21 protein-coding genes are annotated in these 19221 nt (G+C 76.5%); 13 read left to right on the top strand and 8 right to left on the bottom strand.

Going from position 1 to position 19221, the window contains the following annotated elements; translation table 11 throughout:
- Positions 1–54: 54 nt before the first annotated feature.
- Together HH311_RS33120 and HH311_RS05485 are read left to right on the top strand one after the other, a co-directional pair.
- Entirely contained in the window at positions 55–1434 is a 1380-nt protein-coding gene (locus tag HH311_RS33120; RefSeq protein ID WP_169182471.1) for a helix-turn-helix domain-containing protein, read from the top strand.
- A complete protein-coding gene (locus HH311_RS05485; RefSeq protein WP_169182470.1) occupies positions 1422–3356 on the top strand; it encodes a homocysteine S-methyltransferase family protein in 1935 nt (644 codons plus the stop codon). The genes HH311_RS33120 and HH311_RS05485 overlap by 13 nt, the downstream gene beginning before the upstream one ends.
- Positions 3357–3359: 3 nt before the next feature.
- On the opposite strand, the gene HH311_RS05480 is transcribed toward HH311_RS05485, so the two are convergent.
- From HH311_RS05480 to HH311_RS05470, 3 genes are all read right to left on the bottom strand, one after another.
- Positions 3360–3557, bottom strand: a complete 198-nt coding sequence (locus HH311_RS05480) for a hypothetical protein (RefSeq protein WP_169182469.1) — start codon at positions 3555–3557, stop codon at positions 3360–3362.
- Between the two features lie 149 nt (positions 3558–3706).
- Positions 3707–4501: a tyrosine-protein phosphatase gene (locus tag HH311_RS05475; protein ID WP_169182468.1), complete on the bottom strand. Its 795-nt coding sequence runs from the start codon at positions 4499–4501 to the stop codon at positions 3707–3709.
- Positions 4502–4529: 28 nt separating this feature from the next.
- The gene (locus HH311_RS05470; RefSeq protein ID WP_169182467.1) at positions 4530–5168 is read right to left on the bottom strand and encodes a TetR/AcrR family transcriptional regulator; all 639 of its coding nucleotides are present in this window, start codon (positions 5166–5168) and stop codon (positions 4530–4532) included.
- A gap of 99 nt (positions 5169–5267) precedes the next feature.
- Between HH311_RS05470 and HH311_RS05465 the strand changes: the two genes are divergently transcribed.
- Entirely contained in the window at positions 5268–6614 is a 1347-nt protein-coding gene (locus HH311_RS05465; RefSeq protein WP_169182466.1) for an FAD-dependent oxidoreductase, read from the top strand.
- Here the strand turns inward: HH311_RS05465 and HH311_RS05460 are convergent.
- A complete protein-coding gene (locus HH311_RS05460) occupies positions 6598–6993 on the bottom strand; it encodes a VOC family protein (RefSeq protein WP_169182465.1) in 396 nt (131 codons plus the stop codon). The two genes, HH311_RS05465 and HH311_RS05460, sit on opposite strands and share 17 nt — an antisense overlap.
- Positions 6994–7124: 131 nt before the next feature.
- The gene (locus HH311_RS05455) at positions 7125–8405 is read right to left on the bottom strand and encodes a cytochrome P450 (protein WP_169182464.1); all 1281 of its coding nucleotides are present in this window, start codon (positions 8403–8405) and stop codon (positions 7125–7127) included.
- Between the two features lie 119 nt (positions 8406–8524).
- On the opposite strand from HH311_RS05455, the gene HH311_RS05450 reads away from it, so the two are divergent.
- Together HH311_RS05450 and HH311_RS05445 are read left to right on the top strand one after the other, a co-directional pair.
- Entirely contained in the window at positions 8525–9703 is a 1179-nt protein-coding gene (locus tag HH311_RS05450) for an isochorismate synthase (RefSeq protein ID WP_312029957.1), read from the top strand.
- A gap of 19 nt (positions 9704–9722) precedes the next feature.
- Entirely contained in the window at positions 9723–10463 is a 741-nt protein-coding gene (locus tag HH311_RS05445; RefSeq protein WP_312029956.1) for an RluA family pseudouridine synthase, read from the top strand.
- A gap of 32 nt (positions 10464–10495) precedes the next feature.
- On the opposite strand, the gene HH311_RS05440 is transcribed toward HH311_RS05445, so the two are convergent.
- Complete coding sequence (locus HH311_RS05440; protein WP_169182462.1) at positions 10496–10960, bottom strand: SRPBCC family protein; 465 nt, start codon at positions 10958–10960, stop codon at positions 10496–10498.
- Between the two features lie 66 nt (positions 10961–11026).
- Here HH311_RS05440 and HH311_RS05435 point away from each other — a divergent pair, with 66 nt between their 5' ends.
- Together HH311_RS05435 and HH311_RS05430 are read left to right on the top strand one after the other, a co-directional pair.
- Positions 11027–11548, top strand: coding sequence for an O-acetyl-ADP-ribose deacetylase (locus tag HH311_RS05435; RefSeq protein WP_169182461.1), 522 nt, complete (start codon positions 11027–11029; stop codon positions 11546–11548).
- A 299-nt stretch (positions 11549–11847) separates the two neighbouring features.
- Entirely contained in the window at positions 11848–12306 is a 459-nt protein-coding gene (locus HH311_RS05430) for a L,D-transpeptidase (protein WP_312029955.1), read from the top strand.
- Here HH311_RS05430 and HH311_RS05425 read toward each other — a convergent pair.
- Positions 12272–13309: an alpha/beta hydrolase gene (locus HH311_RS05425; protein ID WP_169182459.1), complete on the bottom strand. Its 1038-nt coding sequence runs from the start codon at positions 13307–13309 to the stop codon at positions 12272–12274. The genes HH311_RS05430 and HH311_RS05425 overlap by 35 nt on opposite strands.
- 52 nt (positions 13310–13361) lie before the next feature.
- Positions 13362–14162: an enoyl-CoA hydratase/isomerase family protein gene (locus HH311_RS05420; RefSeq protein ID WP_169182458.1), complete on the bottom strand. Its 801-nt coding sequence runs from the start codon at positions 14160–14162 to the stop codon at positions 13362–13364.
- Positions 14163–14263: 101 nt separating this feature from the next.
- Here HH311_RS05420 and HH311_RS05415 point away from each other — a divergent pair, with 101 nt between their 5' ends.
- The 6 genes from HH311_RS05415 to HH311_RS05390 all read left to right on the top strand — a co-directional run bounded on the left by HH311_RS05415 (position 14264) and on the right by HH311_RS05390 (position 19205).
- On the top strand, positions 14264–14971 hold the full coding sequence (locus tag HH311_RS05415) for a dienelactone hydrolase family protein (protein WP_169182457.1): 708 nt from the start codon (positions 14264–14266) through the stop codon (positions 14969–14971).
- Positions 14968–15762, top strand: a complete 795-nt coding sequence (locus tag HH311_RS05410) for an HAD-IIA family hydrolase (protein ID WP_169182456.1) — start codon at positions 14968–14970, stop codon at positions 15760–15762. Before HH311_RS05415 ends, HH311_RS05410 begins: the two co-directional genes overlap by 4 nt.
- A gap of 17 nt (positions 15763–15779) precedes the next feature.
- On the top strand, positions 15780–16187 hold the full coding sequence (locus HH311_RS05405; protein WP_169182455.1) for a ChaB family protein: 408 nt from the start codon (positions 15780–15782) through the stop codon (positions 16185–16187).
- 74 nt (positions 16188–16261) lie between these two features.
- Entirely contained in the window at positions 16262–16981 is a 720-nt protein-coding gene (locus HH311_RS33115; protein ID WP_169182454.1) for a CPBP family intramembrane glutamic endopeptidase, read from the top strand.
- A gap of 98 nt (positions 16982–17079) precedes the next feature.
- Complete coding sequence (locus HH311_RS05395) at positions 17080–18474, top strand: aldehyde dehydrogenase (RefSeq protein WP_169182453.1); 1395 nt, start codon at positions 17080–17082, stop codon at positions 18472–18474.
- Positions 18475–18605: 131 nt separating this feature from the next.
- On the top strand, positions 18606–19205 hold the full coding sequence (locus HH311_RS05390; RefSeq protein ID WP_169182452.1) for a hypothetical protein: 600 nt from the start codon (positions 18606–18608) through the stop codon (positions 19203–19205).
- The last annotated feature ends 16 nt before the right edge of the window (positions 19206–19221 follow it).

The following is a 19221-nucleotide window of genomic DNA, read 5'->3' as shown; positions in this document are numbered from 1 at the left end:
ACCGACGGTGCGCGTGCGCAGGACCCGGCGGGTGCGGTTGGGCACACTGGACGGGTGGCGACGGCGGGTCGGTTCCCCTCGGGACGCCCGGCGGGTCGCGTCCGGGCCGTCCCCCCGTCGACCGACGCCGGCGCCGCCGAGGTCCGGCCCCCGGGCGGGTCCGGGGGCACGGAGGCGCTGCGCGGCCTCGTCGTCCTCCACCGGCGGCTCTCCGCGCTCGCGACCGCGCACGACGCCGGGCCCGCCGCGGTCGTCCGGCTGCTCACCGACGAGCTCGGTGCCGTCGCCGGCGTGGTCGGTCCGGGGCCGGAGCACGCGGTGCTCGCCGCGGGCGCGCCGGGGATCGACGAGGGCCGGGCGGCGGCCGTGCTGCGCGCCGAGGTGGCCGGCGCGCGCGGCGCGCGGGTCCTCGCCGCGGCCGACCGGGGCGGCCGGGCGCTGCGGGTGCCGGGCACCGGCACGTGGGTGCGCGTGGTGGTGCCGGTCGTGGTCGGCGGGGAGACCGCCGGGTTCCTGCTCGCCGAGGAGGACCCGGCGCGCCGCGAGCGGCCCGCCGCCCTCGACGGCGACGACGTCCTGCTGCTCGCCGCCGAGCACGCGGCCACGATCGTCGGGGTGCTCCTGGGGCGGGAGCGGGTGCTCGCGGTCGCCGCCGGGACCATCCGCGACGACCTGCTCTCCGGGCTGCTCCTCGGCCGGGCACGCTCGGCCGCCGAGGCGGCGCAGTGGGCCGAGCACGTCGGGTTCGCCGCCGGGGTGCCGCACCGCGTGCTCGTCGTCGTGCCCCGCACGGGCGAGCCGGAGGTCGCCGACCCGGCGGGGACCCGGCCGCCGCTGCCGGCCGAGGCCCGCGACCGGCTGGCCCGGCTCGTGCCCGGCGTCCTCGCCGTGGTCCGCGACCGCGAGGTCGTCGCGCTGGTCCCGGCCTCCGCCGACCCGGTCGCCGTCGGGACCGCCACCGCCGCCGCGCTCGCCCGCGGGCGTGGCGCGGACTGGCCGGTGACGGTGGCGCTGGGTCGCGAGGTCGACGACGTCGCCGGGCTCACCCGCTCCTACGAGCAGGCCCGCCGCACCCTGGAGGCCGCCCGCCGCCTGGGGCGCGAGGGTCGGCTGCTGCGCTTCGACGATCTCGGGGTGCACCGCCTGCTCCTCCAGGTGCCCGACCCCGAGGACGCCCGCGCGTTCGCCCGCGAGGTGCTCGGGCGGCTCGCCGACGACTCCTCGGAGCGCACCGTCGAGCTCGTCCGCACCCTGGCCCGCTACTTCCGGGAGGACGGCAGCCCGCAGCGCACCGCCAAGGCGCTCTCGGTGCACCCCAACACCGTCGGGTACCGGCTGCGGCGCGCCGAGGAGCTCTCCGGGCTGAGCCTCGACCACTACCAGGACCGGCTGGCCGCGCAGGTCGCCCTGGAGATCCTCGGGTGGATGGAGTGACCGCGGTCGCCGAGGCGCTCGCCGCCCGCCCACTGCTCGGCGACGGCGCCATGGGCACGCTCGCCCAGGCCACCGGGGCCCGCCTGGAGGGCGCGGGCAGCGAGCTCGCCCTGGTCGCCCCCGAGCTGGTCACCGCGCTGCACCGCCGCTACCTCGACGCCGGCGCCGAGGTGCTGCAGACCCACACCTACGGCGCGAGCCGGTTGCGGCTGGCCCGCCACGGTCTCGGCCCGCGGGTGCGGGACATCAACCTCGCCGCCGCCCGGCTGGCCCGCGAGGTCGTCGACGACGCGGCCCCGGGCCGGGCGGTGTTCGTCGCCGGGTCGGTGTCCCCCGCGACCTCCCCCCGCGCGCCGGGCCCCGTCGACCCCGCCGCGGTCCGGGCCGCCCTGCGCGAGCAGGTCGCCGCGCTCGACGAGGGCGGGGTCGACCTGCTCGTGCTCGAGACGTTCGCGCACGCCGAGGAGCTGGCCGAGGCGGTCGAGGTGGCCCGGGAGGCCAGCGACCTGCCCGTGGTCGCCCAGGCCACGTTCGTCGACGAGGACGGCGCGCCGGTGACCACCCACGGGGAGACGCCGGAGCAGGTGGCCCACGTGGTCGGGGCGCTGCGGCCCCTCGCGGTCGGCTCGAACTGCACCCTCGGCCCGCAGGGCCTGCTCGCGGTGGTGCGCCGGATGGCCGCGTCGGTGCCCGAGGGGGTGCTGGTCAGCGGGCTCCCCAACGCCGGCCTGCCGCACGTGGTCTCCGACCGCTCGGTGCGCTTCGCCTCGGACACCGCGCACTTCGGGCGCTACGTCGCGCACTACGTCGCCGCGGGGGCCCGCCTGGTCGGCGGGTGCTGCGGCACGACGCCCGCCCACGTGGCCGCCGCCGCGGCCGCGCTCGCGGGCGCCCCGGAGCCGCTCACCCGCGAACCGGCGGCGGCGCCGGCGCGGCCCGTCGTCACCGTCGGGCTCGGCACCGCCGCCCTCCCCGACCCGGCGGCGCCCGACGGGGAGCCCGGCACCGTCCCCGGCCCGGGGCGCGGCGCGCTGGGTCGCTGGCTGGACGCGGACCACCGGACGCCGCTGCTCGTCGCCGAGGCGGGCGGGAACGGCACGGACGACCTCGGGGCGGGCCTCGCCCGGGGCCGGGCGGCGCTCGAGGCGGGTGCCCGGGTGCTGTGGTCGGGCCGCGAGCGCTCCCGGCGGCCCCGGACCACCGCGGCCGCCGTCGCCGCCGGGCTGCACGAGGCCGCGGCGGCCGACGTCATGCTCACCGTGACCAGCTGGAACACCAGCCGGATGGCGTTGCAGGCCGACCTGCTCGGGCTCGACGCGCTCGGCATCCACGCGCTGGTGTGCGAGACCGGCAACCCGCCCGTGCACGCCGACCGGCCGGTGCGCGACGGGGTGTGGGAGGTCGACGCCCTCGGCCTGGTGGAGCTCGCGGCGTCGCTCGCGCGCGGTGTCGACCCCGACGGGTCGACGCTGCCGCTGGCGTGCCCGTTCCGCGTCGGGGTGCGCGTGACGCCCGGCGCCGACGACCTCGACCGCGAGCTCGCCCGCACCCGCGCGAAGATCCGGGCCGGGGCGGAGTACCTCGTGACCCGCCCGGTCTACGAGCTCGACCGGCTGCGCCGCATCCGGGCCGGGCTGGACGACCGGCGGACGCCGGTGCTGATGACGGTGGCTCCGCTGTCGGGCTTCGCGGAGGCCGAGCAGCTGCGCCACGAGGTGCCCGACGTCGTGCTGCCCGAGCCGGTCCTGGCCCGGGCCCGGGACGCGGGCGAGGACCCCGCGGTCGGGCTCGACCTCGCCGCCGACCTGGTGGCCGAGGCGGTCGGCGAGGGGCTCGTCGACGGCGTCGTCGTGCGCCGGGCCGGGAGCCCCGAGCGGCTCGCGGAGGCGGTGGCGCGGCTCGGCGCCGCGCTGGGGACCTGAGGGTCAGACGGCGACGGGCGCGTTCGACGCCGGGCGGGAGGCGGCGGTGGCGCGCACCGCGGCCCGGAGGTGGGCGACCGTCTCGCGCAGGTAGGTGACCTCGCGGGTCAGCGACGCGACCGTCTCGCCCGCGAAGTCGTAGGACAGCTCCTCGGGCATGACCACGACCCCACAGCAGGGGCAGGTCGCGGGCGTCGTCATCGGGTCCACCTTCTCCGGTCGTCCTCGGGGGTCGAGCGGATGCGGTCCGCCCGATCTCCAGTTTCCCGACGTGCCCCGGGCCCGGCACTGTCCCGCGCGACAGCGTTCGTGACCTCCGCGTTGTGGTCCGGCACAGCCGCCCGGGCCCGCTAGTCCGGTTGGGTCACGAGGACCTTCCGCCACTGCTCCACCCGCTCGTCCGCGACCCCCGCGGCCGCCGCGACGCGCTCCGGGCCGTCCCCGTCGAGCCGGTCGAGGACCCCGACGATCTGCTCCCGGCGCACGCCGACGTCGCCGGCCGGGACGACCCCGGGGCGCAGCGCCCCGCGCCGCTCGAGGCGGCGCTGCAGCCCGACGCGGCGGGCGTTGGTGCGGGAGAAGTCGGCGTCGACGGCGGCGCGGGTCACGCCGGCGAGGCGGAGCAGGAGCGCGATCGCGACGCCGGTGCGGTCCTTGCCGGCGGCGCAGTGCACGAGCACCGGGTGGGGCCCGTCGACGACGGCGTCGAGCATCGTCGGGAGCCAGGCGTGGGCCGCGTCGAGCAGCCCGAGGTAGAGCTCGCCGGGGGCGAGGCGGTCGTCGCGCCCGCGGGCGAGCAGGTCGGGGGCCAGCGCGTCGACGAGGGGGAGGTGGATCCAGTTCGTCGAGGTGGCGGGCAGCGGATAGGGGTGGTCGAGCTCGCGGTCGCTGCGCAGGTCGATCGCGATCGCCGGCGGCCAGGCGAGCCCCTCGGGCCAGCCCGGCGAGCCCGGGCCGTCGTCGGCGAAGGGCGCGTCGCCGCGCAGCAGGACGCCGGGCCGGGTGCGGCGCCCATCGATGGTCGGGAGGCCCGCGACGTCCCGGATGTTGGTCCAGGGCGGGCCCGGGGGGACGTGGGCGGCGAGGTCGCGGACCAGGTGGGCCTCACGGCGCAGCCGTCGCAGGCGCCGCAGCGGGTTCTTCACGGGTCCCGATCCTGGCACCGCGGCCGGGTCACGCCGGCGCCTCGGCGAGTGGCGTCCGGCTCAGCAGCGTGTGGACGGCCCGCACGAAGCCCGGGACGTCGTCGAGCCCGAACGCCTGGCGCTGCAGGATGAAGCCCGGCAGGAGGGCCATCACGACCCGCGCGCCGTCGTCGGGATCGAGGTCGGCGGGCACGGCCCCGCCCTCGCGCCCGCGCCGGAGCACGTCGGCCATGCGGACCCGGACGGCGTCGAACCCGGCCGTCGCCCGCTCGCGCAGCGACTCGTGGCGCAGCAGCTCGCTCCAGGCCTGCACCCCGCAGCGCGCCAGCTCGTCGGTGGGCACCACCTCGCCGGACGGCAGCGTGATCGTCTCGCCGCCCATCGGCCCGACGACGGCGGCCACGATGTCGCCCACGCTGGGTGGGCGCCCGTCGCCGCTGGCCTCGATGCGGCCCGCCATCACCCCGAACGCCTGGCCCGCGATCTCGAGGATCACGTCCTCCTTGCTCGGGAAGTACCGGTAGAAGGCCCCCGCGGACATCCCTGCCTCCCGGGCGATGTCCGGCATCGAGGTCTGGTGGAAGCCGTCCCGGGCGAAGCAGCGCCGCGCGGCGGCGACGATCTCGCGCCGGCGGGCCTCGCGACGCTCCTCGGTGATGCGGGGCACGGCCACCTCTCTTCCGTGAACGTGCATTCGCCTTGACGGGCGGCGGGCACGGGACCCATCATAGTGAAAGAGCGTTCACGGAACGAGGAGATGGTCGGGATGGCACAGGAGCGGACCACCTGCTGCGTCGTCGGGGGCGGACCCGCCGGGATGATCCTCGGCCTGCTGCTGGCGCGGGGCGGCGTCGAGGTCACGGTGCTGGAGAAGCACGCGGACTTCCTCCGGGACTTCCGCGGCGACACCGTCCACACGTCGACGTTGACGCTGCTCGACGAGCTCGGGCTGTGGCCGCGGTTCGAACAGCTGCCCTACCGGGCGCTGACCAAGGCGCGGATCCGGCTCGACAGCGGCGACGTCGACTTCGCCGACATGACGCGGCTCCGCCAGCCGCACCCGATGGTCGCCATGGTCCCGCAGTGGCACCTGCTGGACATGCTCGCGACGGCGGCCGCCGAGGAGCCCACGTTCACGCTGCGGATGAGCACCGAGGTGACCGGCCTGGTGCGCGACGGGGACCGGGTGGCCGGGGTCCGGCTGGCCGACCGCGCCGAGGACGGGTCGCTCGGCCCGGAGTCGGAGCTCGCCGCCGACCTCGTCGTCGCGTGCGACGGCCGCGACTCCCGGCTGAGCGCCGACTCCGGGCTGCCGCTCTACCGCTACCACGTGCCCCTCGACGTCGAGTGGTTCCGGGTCCCGCGGCGCGAGGGCGACCCGGAGGGCGGGCTGGGTCGCGTCGGGCGCGGCCGGTTCCTGGTGTTCCTCGACCGCGGCGACTACTACCAGTGCGCGCTGATCATCGGGAAGGGCACGGACGCGCGGCTGCGCTCCGGCGACGTGCAGGGCCTGCGCGACCTCGTCGCCGGGATGAACCCGTGGATGGCGGACCGCCTCGACGCGATCGGCTCGTGGGACGAGGTGAAGCTGCTCGAGGTCACGCTCGACCGGCTCAAGCGCTGGTCGGTGCCCGGCCTGCTGTGCCTCGGCGACGCCGCGCACGCCATGTCGCCGGTCGGCGGGGTGGGCATCAACCTCGCCATCCAGGACGCGGTCGCGGCCGGGCGGGTGCTCGCCGGGCCGCTGCGCGCCGGGGACGACGCCGCGACCGACCGGGCGGCCGCGTCGGTGCAGCGCCGGCGGACCGTCCCGACGGTGCTGACGCAGACGCTGCAGGACCTGGCCCACCGCCGCGTCGTCGCGCCGCTGCTCTCGGCGGAGGCGACCGACCAGGTGGACACCCGGGTGCCGTGGCCGATCCGGATGATCGAGCGCTTCCCGGTGCTGCAGTGGCTGCCGGCGCGGCTCGTCGGGGTCGGGGCGCTGCCCGAGCACGCTCCGGCGTGGGCACGGCGGGCGCCGATGCCGGTGGTGGACGCAAGCGGAGCGTCGTCGCTGGCATCCAGTGGCAGGAAAGCCCCGTCGTCGGGCCCGGTCAGCCCGCGAGCATGAAGAACTCGAGCGCGTTGCCGTCGGGGTCCTTGACCGACAGCGCGAGCCCGTAGTCGGCCTCGACGATCCCGCTGTGGGCGATGCCGACGCTGTCGAGGTGGTCGCGCCAGGCGGCCACCGCGTCGGCGTCGGCGCAGCCGAACCCGACGTGGTCGAGCCCGACCCGCACCGGGTCGAAGCGGTCGTCACCCGACGCGGCCTCGTGCTGGGTGAGGCCGAAGAGCTGGCCGTCGGCGAGCGCGAAGACGCGGCGGCGGAACGGGCCGTCGGCGAGCGTCATGGCGGGCTCGGCGCCGAAGAGCTTCGCGTAGAAGGGCTCGCTGACGGCGAGGTCGCTCACCGACATGGCGACGTGGTGGATGGCGGGGATGGCGGGCATGCCGGTCCTCCTGCCCCGCGGCGGGGGTGCCGACACCGGCGGCCCGTCCGTTCGACCAGGTCGCCGGGCGCGCTCGTGAACGCCGGTTTCCTGACGTCCAGCGTCTGGAACGAGTCGTTCCTGACACCTCCTCAGACCGCCACCGGGAACGTCCGCGGCCCCCGCAGGATCGTCGCCGTCTTCGGCACCAGCCGCCCGGCCGGCCGCAGCCGCGGCAGCCGCTCGGCGAGCATCCGCAGCGCCACCTCGCCCTCCAGCCGGGCGAGCGCCGCGCCGAGGCAGTAGTGCGCCCCGCCCGAGAACGCCAGGTGCGGGGTCGTCTGCTCGCGGCGCAGGTCGAAGCGGTCGGGGTCGGGGTGGGCCTCCGGGTCACGGCCGGCGGCGGCGATCAGGACCAGCACGCCCCAGTTCCTGCGGAACCGCACCCCGGCGAGGTCGAGGTCCTCGTGGGCGATCCGCGCCGTCAGCTGCACCGGCGGGTCGTAGCGCAGTGTCTCCTCCACCGCGCCCGGGGCGAGGGACGGGTCGGCGACCAGCGCCTCCCACTGCCCGGGGGTGGTGTGCATCGCGCGCACGGCGTTGCCGATGAGGTTGGTCGTGGTCTCGAAGCCCGCGACGAGCAGCAGCTGGGCCAGCGACACCAGCTCGTCCAGCGACATCTGGCCCGCGTCGAGGGCGCCGACCAGGCCGGACACCACGTCGTCGCCGGGCTCCGCGCGCCGCCGGTCGACGAGGTCGGTGAACAGGTCGCGGGCCTCGGCGGTGGTGCGCGCGAGCTCGTGGGCGTGCGACACGGAGCGGACCCCGTCGAGCGCGGTGCCCAGCGCGCGTCCCCAGCGCGCGAACCGGTCGGCGTCGACGGAGGGGATGGCGAGCAGCCGCGCGATCACGGTGATCGGCAGCGGCGCGGCGAGGTCGGAGACCAGGTCGAACCGGCCGCGGGCGACGGCGTCGTCGAGCAGCCCGGCCGTCACCTCCTCCGCCACGGCGCGGTACTGCTGGAGACGACGGGGCGCGAACGTGGGCTGCGCGAGGCGGCGCAGCCGGGTGTGGTCGGGCGGGTCGAGCCCGAGCAGCGAGAGGTCGACCGGTTCCAGCAGCGAGGTCTCGGCGTCCTCGGGCGCGAACGGTGGCCGACCGTCCGCGAGCCGCACCCCGAACCGGCGGTCGCGCAGGACCTGCTCGCACAGCGCGTGCGTCCCGACGGCGGAGAGCCCGACCCGGCTGCGCGCCAGCCCCTCGCCCCGGACGGCGGCGTAGGTCGGGTACGGGTCGAGGCGCCACGGCTTGTGCATCAGCCGGGCGACGGGGTCGCCCCGCAGGGCCAGCGCCAGGCCCCCGAGCCGCATCGCGGTGATGCGCCCGCCGAGCGCGAGGTCGGCACGCAGGGAGCTCGCGGAGCGCAGGGCCATGGAGGGCGACACCTCTCGGGGGTGCGGTACGGCTCACGTGGCCGGTCCGGGCAGACCGGGCGACAGTGGGCATGGAGTCGTGGTCCACGATGCCAGTGGGACCGGGAGGGAGTCGCCAGGTGACCAGCGAGGGCGCGGTCGATCTGCTGGGCGGGCCTGCCTCGGGGGGCGCACCGTCCGGTGACCCCGCGGCGCTGCTCGCCCGCTGGCGGGCCGGCCGCGGGACCTGGTTCTCCGGTCCGCGGGGCGGTCTGCTGGCGCGCGGCGCGGCGCGGCGTCTCGACGATCCCGACGGCGTCGGCGACGCGCTGGCCGAGGCCGCGGCCGCCGGCCGGGGACCGGCCCTCGTCGTCGGGACCCTGCCCTTCGACCCCGCCGGCAAGGCCGCGCTCGTCGTGCCCCGGCAGGCGACCTGGTGCCCCGCGCTCGGCCGGTCGGTCCCGGTGCCCGCGGCCGGCGGGCCCGGCCCGCGGTGGGGGTCGCGGTCCGTACCGGAGCCGGCCGGGTACGAGGCGATGGTCGCCGAGGCGCTCCGGCGCATGGGGGCCGGTGAGCTGCAGAAGGTCGTGCTCGCCCGCGTGCTCGACCTCGACGCGGACGCCCCGATCGACCAGGGCTCGATGCTCACCGGGCTCGCCGCGCGCGACCCGGCCGGCTACGTGTTCGCCGTCGACCTCCCGCCGGCCGTCGGTGGCCCGCCCCGCACGCTGCTCGGCGCGAGCCCCGAGCTGCTGATCTCCCGCCGCGACGGCGAGGTGGTGGCCAACCCGCTCGCGGGCTCGGCCCCGCGCCGCAGCGACCCCGCCGACGACGAGGCCACCGGCGCGGCCCTGCTCGCCTCGGCCAAGGACCGGCACGAGCACGCGCTGGTCGTCACCGACGTCGCCGCCGCGCTGGGCGGGGTGTGCGACGACCTCGACGTCCCGGACGAGCCGACCCTGATCCGCACCGACGCGATGTGGCACCTGTCGACGACGATCCGGGGCCGGTCGCCGCGCTCGGCCCTGGACCTCGCGCGGGCCCTGCACCCGACGCCCGCCGTCGGCGGGGTGCCGCGGGAGGCCGCGGCGCGCGCGATCACCGAGCTCGAGCCGTTCGACCGCGGCTTCTACACCGGGATGGTCGGGTGGACCGACGCGTCCGGGGACGGCGAGTGGGTCGTCGCCCTGCGCTGCGGCGAGGTCTGCGGCCGGTCGGCGCGGCTCTACGCGGGAGCCGGGCTGGTGCCGGCGTCGGTGCCCGCGGCCGAGCTGGCGGAGACGACGGCGAAGCTGGAGACGATGCTCGCGTCGATGTGACGCGGTCACACTGGTGACCGTGGAGTGGGCGCAGCTGCGGGCGGGCCGGACATTGTACGAGGACGACGCGCTCCTCGTGCTCGACAAGCCCGCGGGCTGGTCGGTGATGGGGGAGCGGCACGACACCGACCTGGTCCGGCTCGCCGCCGACGGCGGGGAGAAGCTCTGGCCGGCGCACCGCATCGACAAGGTGACCAGCGGCGTCGTGCTCTTCGCCAAGGACCTCGTGTCCCACGGCGACCTCACCCGCCAGTTCAACCAGCGCACCGTCGAGAAGACCTACCTGGCGATCACCGCGACGTCCGGGCTGCCCGCGCGGGGGCGCATCGAGCTGCCGCTGTCGGTCGGGCGGAAGAACCGGGTGCGGATCGCGGCGCCGCGCGAGGCGATCGAGCGGCACGACGACGTCTGGTCGGTGCCCGACGACGCGGTCCTCGACGGCGTCAGCACCTACCCGAGCACGACGACGTTCGAGCGTCTCGAGGAATCCCCCGGCGGCACGCTCCTCGCCGTCCACCCGCTCACCGGCCGGCGCCACCAGATCCGGGTGCACCTGGCGTGGATCGGGCACGCGCTGGTCGGCGACCCGCTGTTCGACAAGCACGCGACGAGCCGGACCGGGCTGCACGCCTACTCGTTGACCTTCGACGCGCCCGACGGCCGCCGGCTGACGGTCACGGCCGAGCCGGACGAGGAGTTCGCGGCCCTCGGTGGCTTCTCGGCACCGAGTGGGCGCCCATGGTCGGCGGCGGAGCCCTGAGGGTCCACTCGGCGGGCAGGGCGGCCGGCCACCTACGCGAGCGCCTCCGCCAGCAGGTCCAGCGACGCCGCGACCCCGTCCGCGTCGACCACCGGGAAGTACCGGAGCATCTCCGTGTCGGTGATGCCGGACCAGTCGTAGGTCAGCGTCACCCGCGTGCCGTCGTCGCCCACCGGGTCGAGCCGGTAGATCCACGTGTGCCCGGCGGGCTCCTCGCCCGGAGCGGCGGGCGCCCAGCCGAGGGCGGTGTCGGGCTCGTAGACGATCACGTGGTTCTCGGTCGTGTAGTCGCCGAACAGCTCGCTGTGCATGTCCATCACGAACACGTCCCCGAGCTCCTCGATCGCGAGGTGGGTGCGCGAGGCCCGGATCATCCCGGAGGCGTCGAGGTCGGGGTGGCGGTCCGGGTCGGCGATCAGCGCGAACGTGCGCTCGGGCGGCGCGTCGATCGTCCGGGACACCTGGATGCTGCGGTCGGTCGTCTCCACGGACGTCATGGCGCGCATCGTGGCACGCCCCGGCCCGGCGCATGCCACCCGGCGCCGAGGGGTAGACGTGCCGCCGTGGGAGCACGCATCACGCTCGCCCGGGGCGACATCACCACCCAGGACGTGGACGCGGTCGTCAACGCCGCGAACTCCGGCCTGCTGGGCGGCGGCGGGGTCGACGGCGCCATCCACCGCGCGGGCGGCCCGGCGATCCTCGCGGCCTGCCGGGAGCTGCGGGCGACGACGCTGCCCGACGGGCTCCCGACGGGGCAGGCGGTCGCGACGACCGGCGGGAACCTCCCCGCGGCCCACGTCATCCACACCGTCGGGCCGGTCCACGCGAAGCGCGAGGACCGCTCCGAGCTGCTGGCCTCGGCCTACCGGGAGTCGCTGCGGGTCGCCGACGAGATCGGCGCCCGGACCGTGGCGTTCCCCGCGGTGTCGGCCGGGATCTACGGCTGGCCGATGGACGACGCGGCGCGGATCGCGGTCGGGACGGTCGCCGCCACGCCGACCGACGTCGAGGAGGCCCGCTTCGTGCTGTTCGGCGACGAGGCCTACGACGCGTTCCGCCGCGCGGTCGACGCCCTGGACTGAGCCGCCGAACCCGCTGATCAGGGGCACGTGACGCAGGCCCCGGCCGCCCGTGACCTGCCCGGTGTGCCCCTCGCTCGGCCCACGACGCGCGACCCCTGTCCGGGTTGCCCCACGACGACCGATCTCGCCTCGCTCATCCCGGTCGTCACCGTCCCGATTCCGCGTCGTTGTCCGGTTCGTGCGCGCTCGCGGGCAGCTGTGCGCGCATGCCGGCGCGGGACAGCGTGCGGCGGGGCGGAACTTCTCGAGCGAGGTCTTCAGTGGCGCAGGGCAGGCACCGCAGGCAGCGGGACGGGCGCGTGGGGCGCGCCGCGCTGTCGGTGGCGGCGGTGGGGATGGGCGTGGTGCAGTGCTCCGGGGTCGCGGCCGCGGCCCCGGCCACCGCGCCGGGGGTCGGCGGGACCCCGTGCACGACGCCGACGATCAAGGCGTGCGTCGACCTGTCGGAGAACCGGGCGTGGCTGCTCGACGGGCAGGGCCGCGTCGTGCACGGACCGGTGGCCAACTCCCACGGCGGCAAGGGGCACGAGACGCCCGTCGGCGACTTCGTCGTCCAGCGCAAGGACCGCTACCACGTCAGCCAGGAGTTCGAGGGCGCGAAGATGCCCTACGCGGTGTTCTTCGACGGCAACGGCCGGGCCTTCCACCAGGGGACCCTCGACCGGCAGTCCGCCGGGTGCGTGCGCCTCGAGGAGGCCGACGCGAAGCGGTTCTTCGAGCACCTCAACCCGAACGACCGGGTGCAGATCGTTCCCTGACGGCGGACGCGGCGGGCCCGCCGTCAGGGGCGTCCACCAGCTCGCGGCGCACCGCGTCGGCGATCTCCCACGCCGACTGGTGCGCGACGGTGGGCAGCAGGCGCGGCATCGAGATGTAGCCGTGCGGCGCGCCCTGGTACTCGGTGTGCCGCACGGCCACGCCGGCCCGGCGCAGTGCGTCGACGTAGAACCGGCCGTGGTCGCGCAGCGGGTCGTGCTCCGCGGTCTGCACGACGGCGGGCGGGAGGTCGGTGAGGTCCGCGCGCAGCGGGGACGCGTAGGGCACCGTCCCGTCGGCGCCGGCCAGGTAGAGCGAGGCGAACCCGCGGATGTCGGCGGCGTCGAGGATCGGCGCGTGCGGGATGGCCCGCTCGGACGGCAGCACCTCGACCATCTCGGTGCCCGGATAGACGAGGCCCTGGACCCCGATCGCCGGGGCGTCCTCGCCGCGGCGGCGCGCGTCCCGGGCCATGAGGCACACGACGGTCGCGAGGTTGCCGCCGGCGCTGTCGCCCATGACGCCGATCCGGCCGGCGTCGATGCCCCAGCGGCCCGGCTCGGCCGCGAGGGCCGAGGTGGCGGCGTAGGCGTCCTGCGCGGGGACCGGGAAGGGGTGCTCGGGCGCCAGCCGGTAGTCGACCGACACGACGACCGCCCCGGAGAGCAGCGCGACCTGCCCGCAGAACCAGTCGGACTGGTCGAGGTCGCCCTGGACGTAGCCGCCGCCGTGGAAGTTCACGACGAGCGGCGCGGGCACCGTCGCGGTCTCCGGGGGCCGGTAGACGCGCACCGGCAGGACCACGTCCGGCGTCGTGACCACCGTGTCCTGGGTGACCACGCCGCGGTCGTGGCTGCCGACGATGAACCGGCCCGCGGGCCCGGCCTGGACGCGCCCCGACCGCTCGCGCGCGGCCGGGACCTCCTCGGGCGGCAGGTGGGCGACGGAGCCGCTGAGGCGAGTGCGGAGGGCGCCGACGACCCGGGCGCGCAGGGGGAGACGCACGGGTCGAGCTTCGCACGTGAACGGATGTGGTCGCCCCGGCGACCACATTCGTTCACATGGCCGAAGGCCACCTCGGCGACCGCTTCTCCACGAACGACGCCACGCCCTCCCGCCCCTCGGCCGAGAGCCCGCGGTCGCCGATCGACTTCGCCTCCACCTCGAGGTGGGCGTCGGTGAGCACGCCGTCGGCGGTGCGCACCAGCTTCTTCGTCGCCGCCAGGGCCTGCGCGGGCCCGGCCGCGATGGTCGCCGCGATCGCGGCGGTCTCGGAGTGCAGGTCGGCGTCGGGCACGACGCGGCTCGCCAGCCCGGACGCGAGCGCCTCCTCGGCACCCATGGGCCGGTTGGTCAGGAACATGTCCAGCGCCTTCGCGCGCCCGACCGCCGCGGGCAGCGTCGCGGTCATGCCGCCGTCGGGGGTCAGCCCGATCGCGGTGTAGGCCGGGCGCAGCTTCGCGCCGGCGGCGAGCACGATGACGTCCCCGGTCAGCGCGAACGACAGGCCGATGCCCGCGGCCCACCCCTGGACGCCGACGACGACGGGCTGCGCGAGGCCCCAGACGAGCCGCTGGCAGGAGTGGAAGTCGTCGGCGAGCGCGGTGAGGCTGGCGTCCGGGTCCGCCGCGAAGCCGCGCACGTCGCCGCCGACGCAGAAGTTGGGTCCCTCGGCGACGATCTCGACCACCCGCGCGGACCGGGCGGGCCCGGCGAGGGCCTCGCGGAGCTGGCGGCCGAGCTCGAAGTCGACGACGTTGTTGCCCGGTCCGTTGGTGAGCGCGACGCGCACCACGCCCGGCGTCTCCTCGGACACCCGCACCCGTTCCTCGGCCACCACGGCCCTCCCGTCCCTCATCACCCACCCCGGCCGGTGGTCACGCTGCGCGGGGCGCCGCGAGCCTGCCACGCTGTCACCCGCCCCGCGCAGCACCGCCCCGTCGCAGGAAGGACCCCGAGGTGCCCGATCTGCACATCCCCGCCGGCGCCGGTTCGCACCAGGAGGCCTACCTCGCGACGCCCCCGGTCGGCGACGGGCCCTGGCCCGGCGTCGTCGTCCTCCAGGACGCCCTGGGCATGACCGACGACCTCCGCGAGCACACCGACCGGCTGGCGACGGCGGGCTACGTCGCGGTCGCGCCCCGGCTCTACTCGCCGCGCGGCGGCGGGCCGCGCTGCGTCGCGGCGGTGTTCCGCTCGATGACCAGCGGCACCGGCCCGGTGTTCGACGACATCGACGCCGCGCGCGGTTGGCTCGCCGGTCGCGACGACTGCACCGGGCGGCTCGGGGTCATCGGCTTCTGCCAGGGCGGGGGGTTCGCGCTCCTCGCGGCCGCCCGGCAGGACTTCGCCGCCGCGGCGCCCAACTACGGCCACGTCCCCACCGACGCCGAGCGCGAGCTCGAGGGCATCTGCCCGGTGGTGGCGAGCTTCGGCGCGCGCGACGTGTCCCTCAAGGGGCACCCCGAGCGGCTGGAGGCGGCGCTGGACGCGCTGGGCGTGGAGAAGGACGTGACGACCTACCCGACGGCGGGCCACTCGTTCCTGGAGCGCTTCCCCGCGCAGACCGTCGTGCGCCGGCTCGGCCTGCACCACGACCACGACGCCGCCGAGGACGCCTGGGGCCGCATCCTGCGGTTCTTCGAGACCCACCTGAGGGCCGCATGACGACGCCCGAGGATCTCCCCGACCTGGAGCACTACCTCATCGACATGGACGGCGTGCTCGTCCACGAGGAGAACGCGCTCCCGGGGGCCGACGAGTTCATCCGCCGTCTCGGCGAGGCCGGCAAGCACTTCCTCGTCCTCACCAACAACTCCATCTACACCCCGCGCGACCTCCAGGCCCGGCTCCGCGCGAGCGGCATCGACATCCCGGTGGAGAACCTCTGGACCTCGGCGCTCGCGACCGCGCAGTTCCTCACCGACCAGCGACCCGGCGGCACCGCCTTCGTCGTCGGGGAGGCGGGCCTGACGACGGCGCTGCACGAGGCCGGGTACGTGCTCACCGAGCGCGAGCCGGACTACGTGATCATCGGCGAGACCCGGACCTACTCCTTCGAGGCGATCACCCGGGCGATCCGGCTCATCGAGGCCGGCGCGCGCTACATCTGCACCAACCCCGACGCGACCGGCCCGTCGGCCGAGGGCACGCTGCCCGCCACCGGCTCGGTGGCCGCGCTCATCACCCACGCGACCCGCAAGCAGCCCTACTTCGTCGGCAAGCCGAACCCGCTGATGATCAGGGCCGGGCTGAACACCATCGGCGCGCACTCCGAGACGACCGCGATGATCGGCGACCGCATGGACACCGACATGGTCGCGGGCATGGAGGCGGGCCTGCACACGATCCTCGTGCTCTCGGGGGTGACCGGCGTCGCGGAGCTCGACCGCTACCCCTACCGCCCCAACCAGGTGGTGGAGAGCGTGGCGCACCTGTCGGTGGGCTCCCGGGGGTGAGCGGGTAACCCGCCGTCATGCCTGAGGACTTCGACGACCTGCCGTCGACGCTGCAGCGCTCCGAGAAGGGCGCGCGGGACACCTACGCGAAGGCGAAGGAGTCGGCGGAGGAGACGTACGGCAAGGGCGAGCGGGCGAGCCGCACGGCGTACTCGGCGCTGAAGCACAGCTACGAGAAGGTCGGCGACCACTGGGAGCCCAAGGAGGAGAAGGGGCCCTCGGACTCGCGTGCCGAGAGCGGCGGCCGCGACCCGGACGGGAAGCCCGCGGGCGGCGTCGACGCCAACGCCAGCAAGGAACACCTCTACGAGCGGGCCCAGCAGCTCGGCGTCGAGGGGCGCTCCACGATGGACAAGGACGAGCTCGTCGACGCCCTCGAGAAGGCCAACGACCGCGCCACCCGGAAGGCCCGGGACGGCTCGTGACCCGGCCCGGTGACGGCGAGGAGCCCGAGCCCGCGGACGCGGAGCCCGCCGTCGTCGGGACGGATACTGCCGGGGTGACCGACGCACCCGCCGGCCTCGGCGGCGCCGCGCTGCCCGAGCGACCCCCCATCGGCGTCGGTCGGGACGGACGCCGCCTGGGATGGATCGAGTTCCTCACCGGCGCGGTCGTCTACGTCGCGGTCCAGCTCGGCCTCGGCGTCGTGGTCATCACGGCCTACGGGCGCCTGCCCTCGTCGGCGCTGCTGCTCGCCGTGTCCGCCGTGTCGGCGTTCGCCGCGGTGGCCGTGGCGGTCGCGCTGCGCGTCAGACGGCCGGCCGCCGTCGGGATCCGGGCGGTCCCGCCGCGGATGATCGCCCTCGCGGTCGGCCTCGGCATCGGGGTCTGGTTGCTGTCCCGGGTGATCATCATCGTCTACGTCTCGCTCACCGGCGACCACAGCGATCCCCAGCAGGACCTCACCCAGTTCTCCGGCGTCGCCGCCGCGTTCTGGGTGGTGCTGCTCGGCGGGCTGGTGGTCCCGCTGGGGGAGGAACTGCTGTTCCGCGGCGTCGGCTACGGCGCGATGCGCCGCTACGGGCCGGTCGTGGCGACGATCGTGTCGAGCCTCGTCTTCGCGATCGCCCACGGGCTCAACGTCGTGTTCCTGGCGGTGCTGGTGCTCGCGGTGCTCAACGCCGTGCTCTACGAGCGCACCCGGTCGATCTGGCCGTGCTTCGTCACGCACGCCTCGTTCAACCTGTGCTCGTTCGTCGTCCTGCTCGCGCTGACCTGATCGACGCCCCGACACCGCCCGCGACCGACGGCACGCGTGATCGCCCGTGGTGGAGGGCACCTCCTCGAGGACACACGTCTTCGTGCGAGGAGGAGCAGGTGACCACAGCGGCCGCCGACATCGAGATCCGCGACCCGGCGACCGACGAGGTCGTCGGACGGGTGGCGCCCGCCGGGCCGGACGAGGTCGACGACGCCGTCGGCCGCGCGGCCGGCGCGGCACCGGACTGGGCCCGCACCGACCCCGCCGAGCGCGCCGGGCGGGTGCGCGAGGCGGCGTCCGCGCTGCGGGCCGAGGCCGAGGACCTGGCCCGGCTCAACGAGACCGAGACCGGCCGGCCGTACGACGACGGCCTGGGCGGGGTGCTGGCCGCCGCCGGGACCCTCGAGCAGTACGCCGAGCTCGGCCCGGTGCACCGCGGGCGGTCGCTGCAGGGCTCCTGGTCGGCCACCGACCTCATGGTCCCGGGCCCCCGCGGGGTGGTCGCGGCGATCACGCCGTGGAACGACCCGGTCGCCGTCGCCGCCGGGCTGATCGGGGCGGCGCTGGTCACCGGCAACACCGTCGTGCACAAGCCGAGCGAGCGCTGCCCCCACCTGGGCCGCCGGGTCGCCGACCTGCTCGCCTCCTTCCTCCCCGAGGGCGTGCTCACCGTCGTCGACGGCGCCGGGCCCACCGGCGCACTGCTGTGCGCCCACGAGGCCGTCGACCTCATCGCCCACGTCGGCTCGGTCGCGGCGGGCCGCGCGATCGCCGAAGCCGCGGTCGGCACCGGGGCGAAGGTGCTGCTGGAGAACGGCGGCAACGACCCGCTGATCGTCGACGACGGGGTGGACCCGCGGTGGGCGGCCGAGCAGGCGGCGCTCGGGTCGTACGCGAACGGCGGCCAGGTGTGCGTGTCGGTGGAGCGGATCTACTGCCACCGCGGGGTGGCCGACGAGTTCCTCGCCGCGCTCGCCGAGGAGGCCGGGCGGTGGGTGTACCGGCCCTCGACCCCGGGGCAGAAGGCGCTCGGCCCGCTGGTCGACCGGCGGCAGCGCGAGCACGTGCACTCCCACGTCGCCGAGGCCCTGGCGGGCGGCGCGGTGGCCCACGCGGGCGGCGAGCTGCCGACCGGCCCCGGCGCGTTCTACCCCGCGACGGTGCTGTCCGGGTGCACCCCGGAGATGCGCATCCTGCGCGAGGAGACGTTCGGGCCGGTGGCACCGGTGCGGGTGGTGGAGTCCTTCGAGCAGGGACTCGCCGAGTCTGTCGACGACCCGCACGGCCTCGCCGCCACCGTCCTCACCCCGGACATGGCGCACGCGCAGGAGGCCTGGCGGGCGCTGCCCGTCGGCACCGTCAAGGTCAACGCGGTGTTCGGGGGCGCGCCGGGCGGCGCGGCACAGCCCCGGGGGCTCTCGGGCTCGGGCTTCGGGTACGGGCCGGAGCTGCTCGACGAGATGACGACGACGAAGGTGGTCCACCTGGAGGCGGCCCCGCCGCGCCGCTGAGATCACTGTGGGCGACCACGGCGGGGACGATGCTCACCCGCCGTGGTCGGTCCACTCAGAAGCGTCACCCCTGAACGGGTGACGTCGTTGATCCTCGCGTGACACCCCCGCCGCCGCCTCCGGAGCCGCAGGTGCCCGAGCCGGAGACCTCGCTGATCGAGGCCGAGGTCCGCTCCCCGGGCCGACGGCCGGGCGTGCCGGGGGCCGCGCACTCCCTGCTGGGCTTCGTCGTCGCCGCGACCGCCGCCCTGGGCCTGGTCGTGGCCACCGGCGTGGCCCCGGTGACGAGCCTCGCGGCCATGGCGGGGGTGGCGACGGTCCCGACCGGCGCCGCCGCCTCGGTGCCGGCCGCGCCCGTGCTGCCGGCGCTCGGGCCCGCCCCGAGCACCGACGAGGCCACCGGCGACCCGGCGCCGACCACCGATCCGACCACGTCCGACGCCCCCACCGACACCGCGACCCGGACCGCGGCGCGCGTCGTGCGGACCGCCGCCCCGGTCGTGCCCGCGCCGGTCGCGGCGGCCCCGGCCGCCCCGCCGGTCGCCGCGCCCCCCGCGGCACCGCCGGCCACGCAGGACCCGCCGGCCACGCAGCCCACGAAGCCGGCCGAGCCCTCGGACCCGGCGGAGCCGACCAGGCCCACCCGGCCCACGAGGACGAAGGAGCCGACCCCGCCGGCCGGCGACCCGGCCCCGATCACCGACCCGGGCGCCACGAACCCGCGGCGCTGACCGCGGCGACCACGGG

The sequence above is a fragment of the Actinomycetospora sp. TBRC 11914 genome (genome assembly GCF_012933465.1).
Classification (GTDB): Bacteria; Actinomycetota; Actinomycetes; order Mycobacteriales; family Pseudonocardiaceae; genus Actinomycetospora.
This window is presented reverse-complemented; position numbering and strand designations above follow the sequence as displayed.

Excerpts from the sequence above, each read along its gene's own strand:
- HH311_RS05455 (WP_169182464.1), bottom strand. The coding sequence starts at position 8,405 with ATGGCCCTGCGCTCCGCGAGCTCCCTGCGTGCCGACCTCGCGCTCGGC.
- HH311_RS05410 (WP_169182456.1), top strand. The coding sequence starts at position 14,968 with ATGACGACGCCCGAGGATCTCCCCGACCTGGAGCACTACCTCATCGAC.
- HH311_RS05460 (WP_169182465.1), bottom strand. The coding sequence starts at position 6,993 with ATGCCCGCCATCCCCGCCATCCACCACGTCGCCATGTCGGTGAGCGAC.
- HH311_RS05480 (WP_169182469.1), bottom strand. The coding sequence starts at position 3,557 with ATGACGACGCCCGCGACCTGCCCCTGCTGTGGGGTCGTGGTCATGCCC.
- HH311_RS05420 (WP_169182458.1), bottom strand. The coding sequence starts at position 14,162 with ATGAGGGACGGGAGGGCCGTGGTGGCCGAGGAACGGGTGCGGGTGTCC.
- HH311_RS05405 (WP_169182455.1), top strand. The coding sequence starts at position 15,780 with ATGCCTGAGGACTTCGACGACCTGCCGTCGACGCTGCAGCGCTCCGAG.
- HH311_RS05440 (WP_169182462.1), bottom strand. The coding sequence starts at position 10,960 with ATGACGTCCGTGGAGACGACCGACCGCAGCATCCAGGTGTCCCGGACG.
- HH311_RS05465 (WP_169182466.1), top strand. The coding sequence starts at position 5,268 with ATGGCACAGGAGCGGACCACCTGCTGCGTCGTCGGGGGCGGACCCGCC.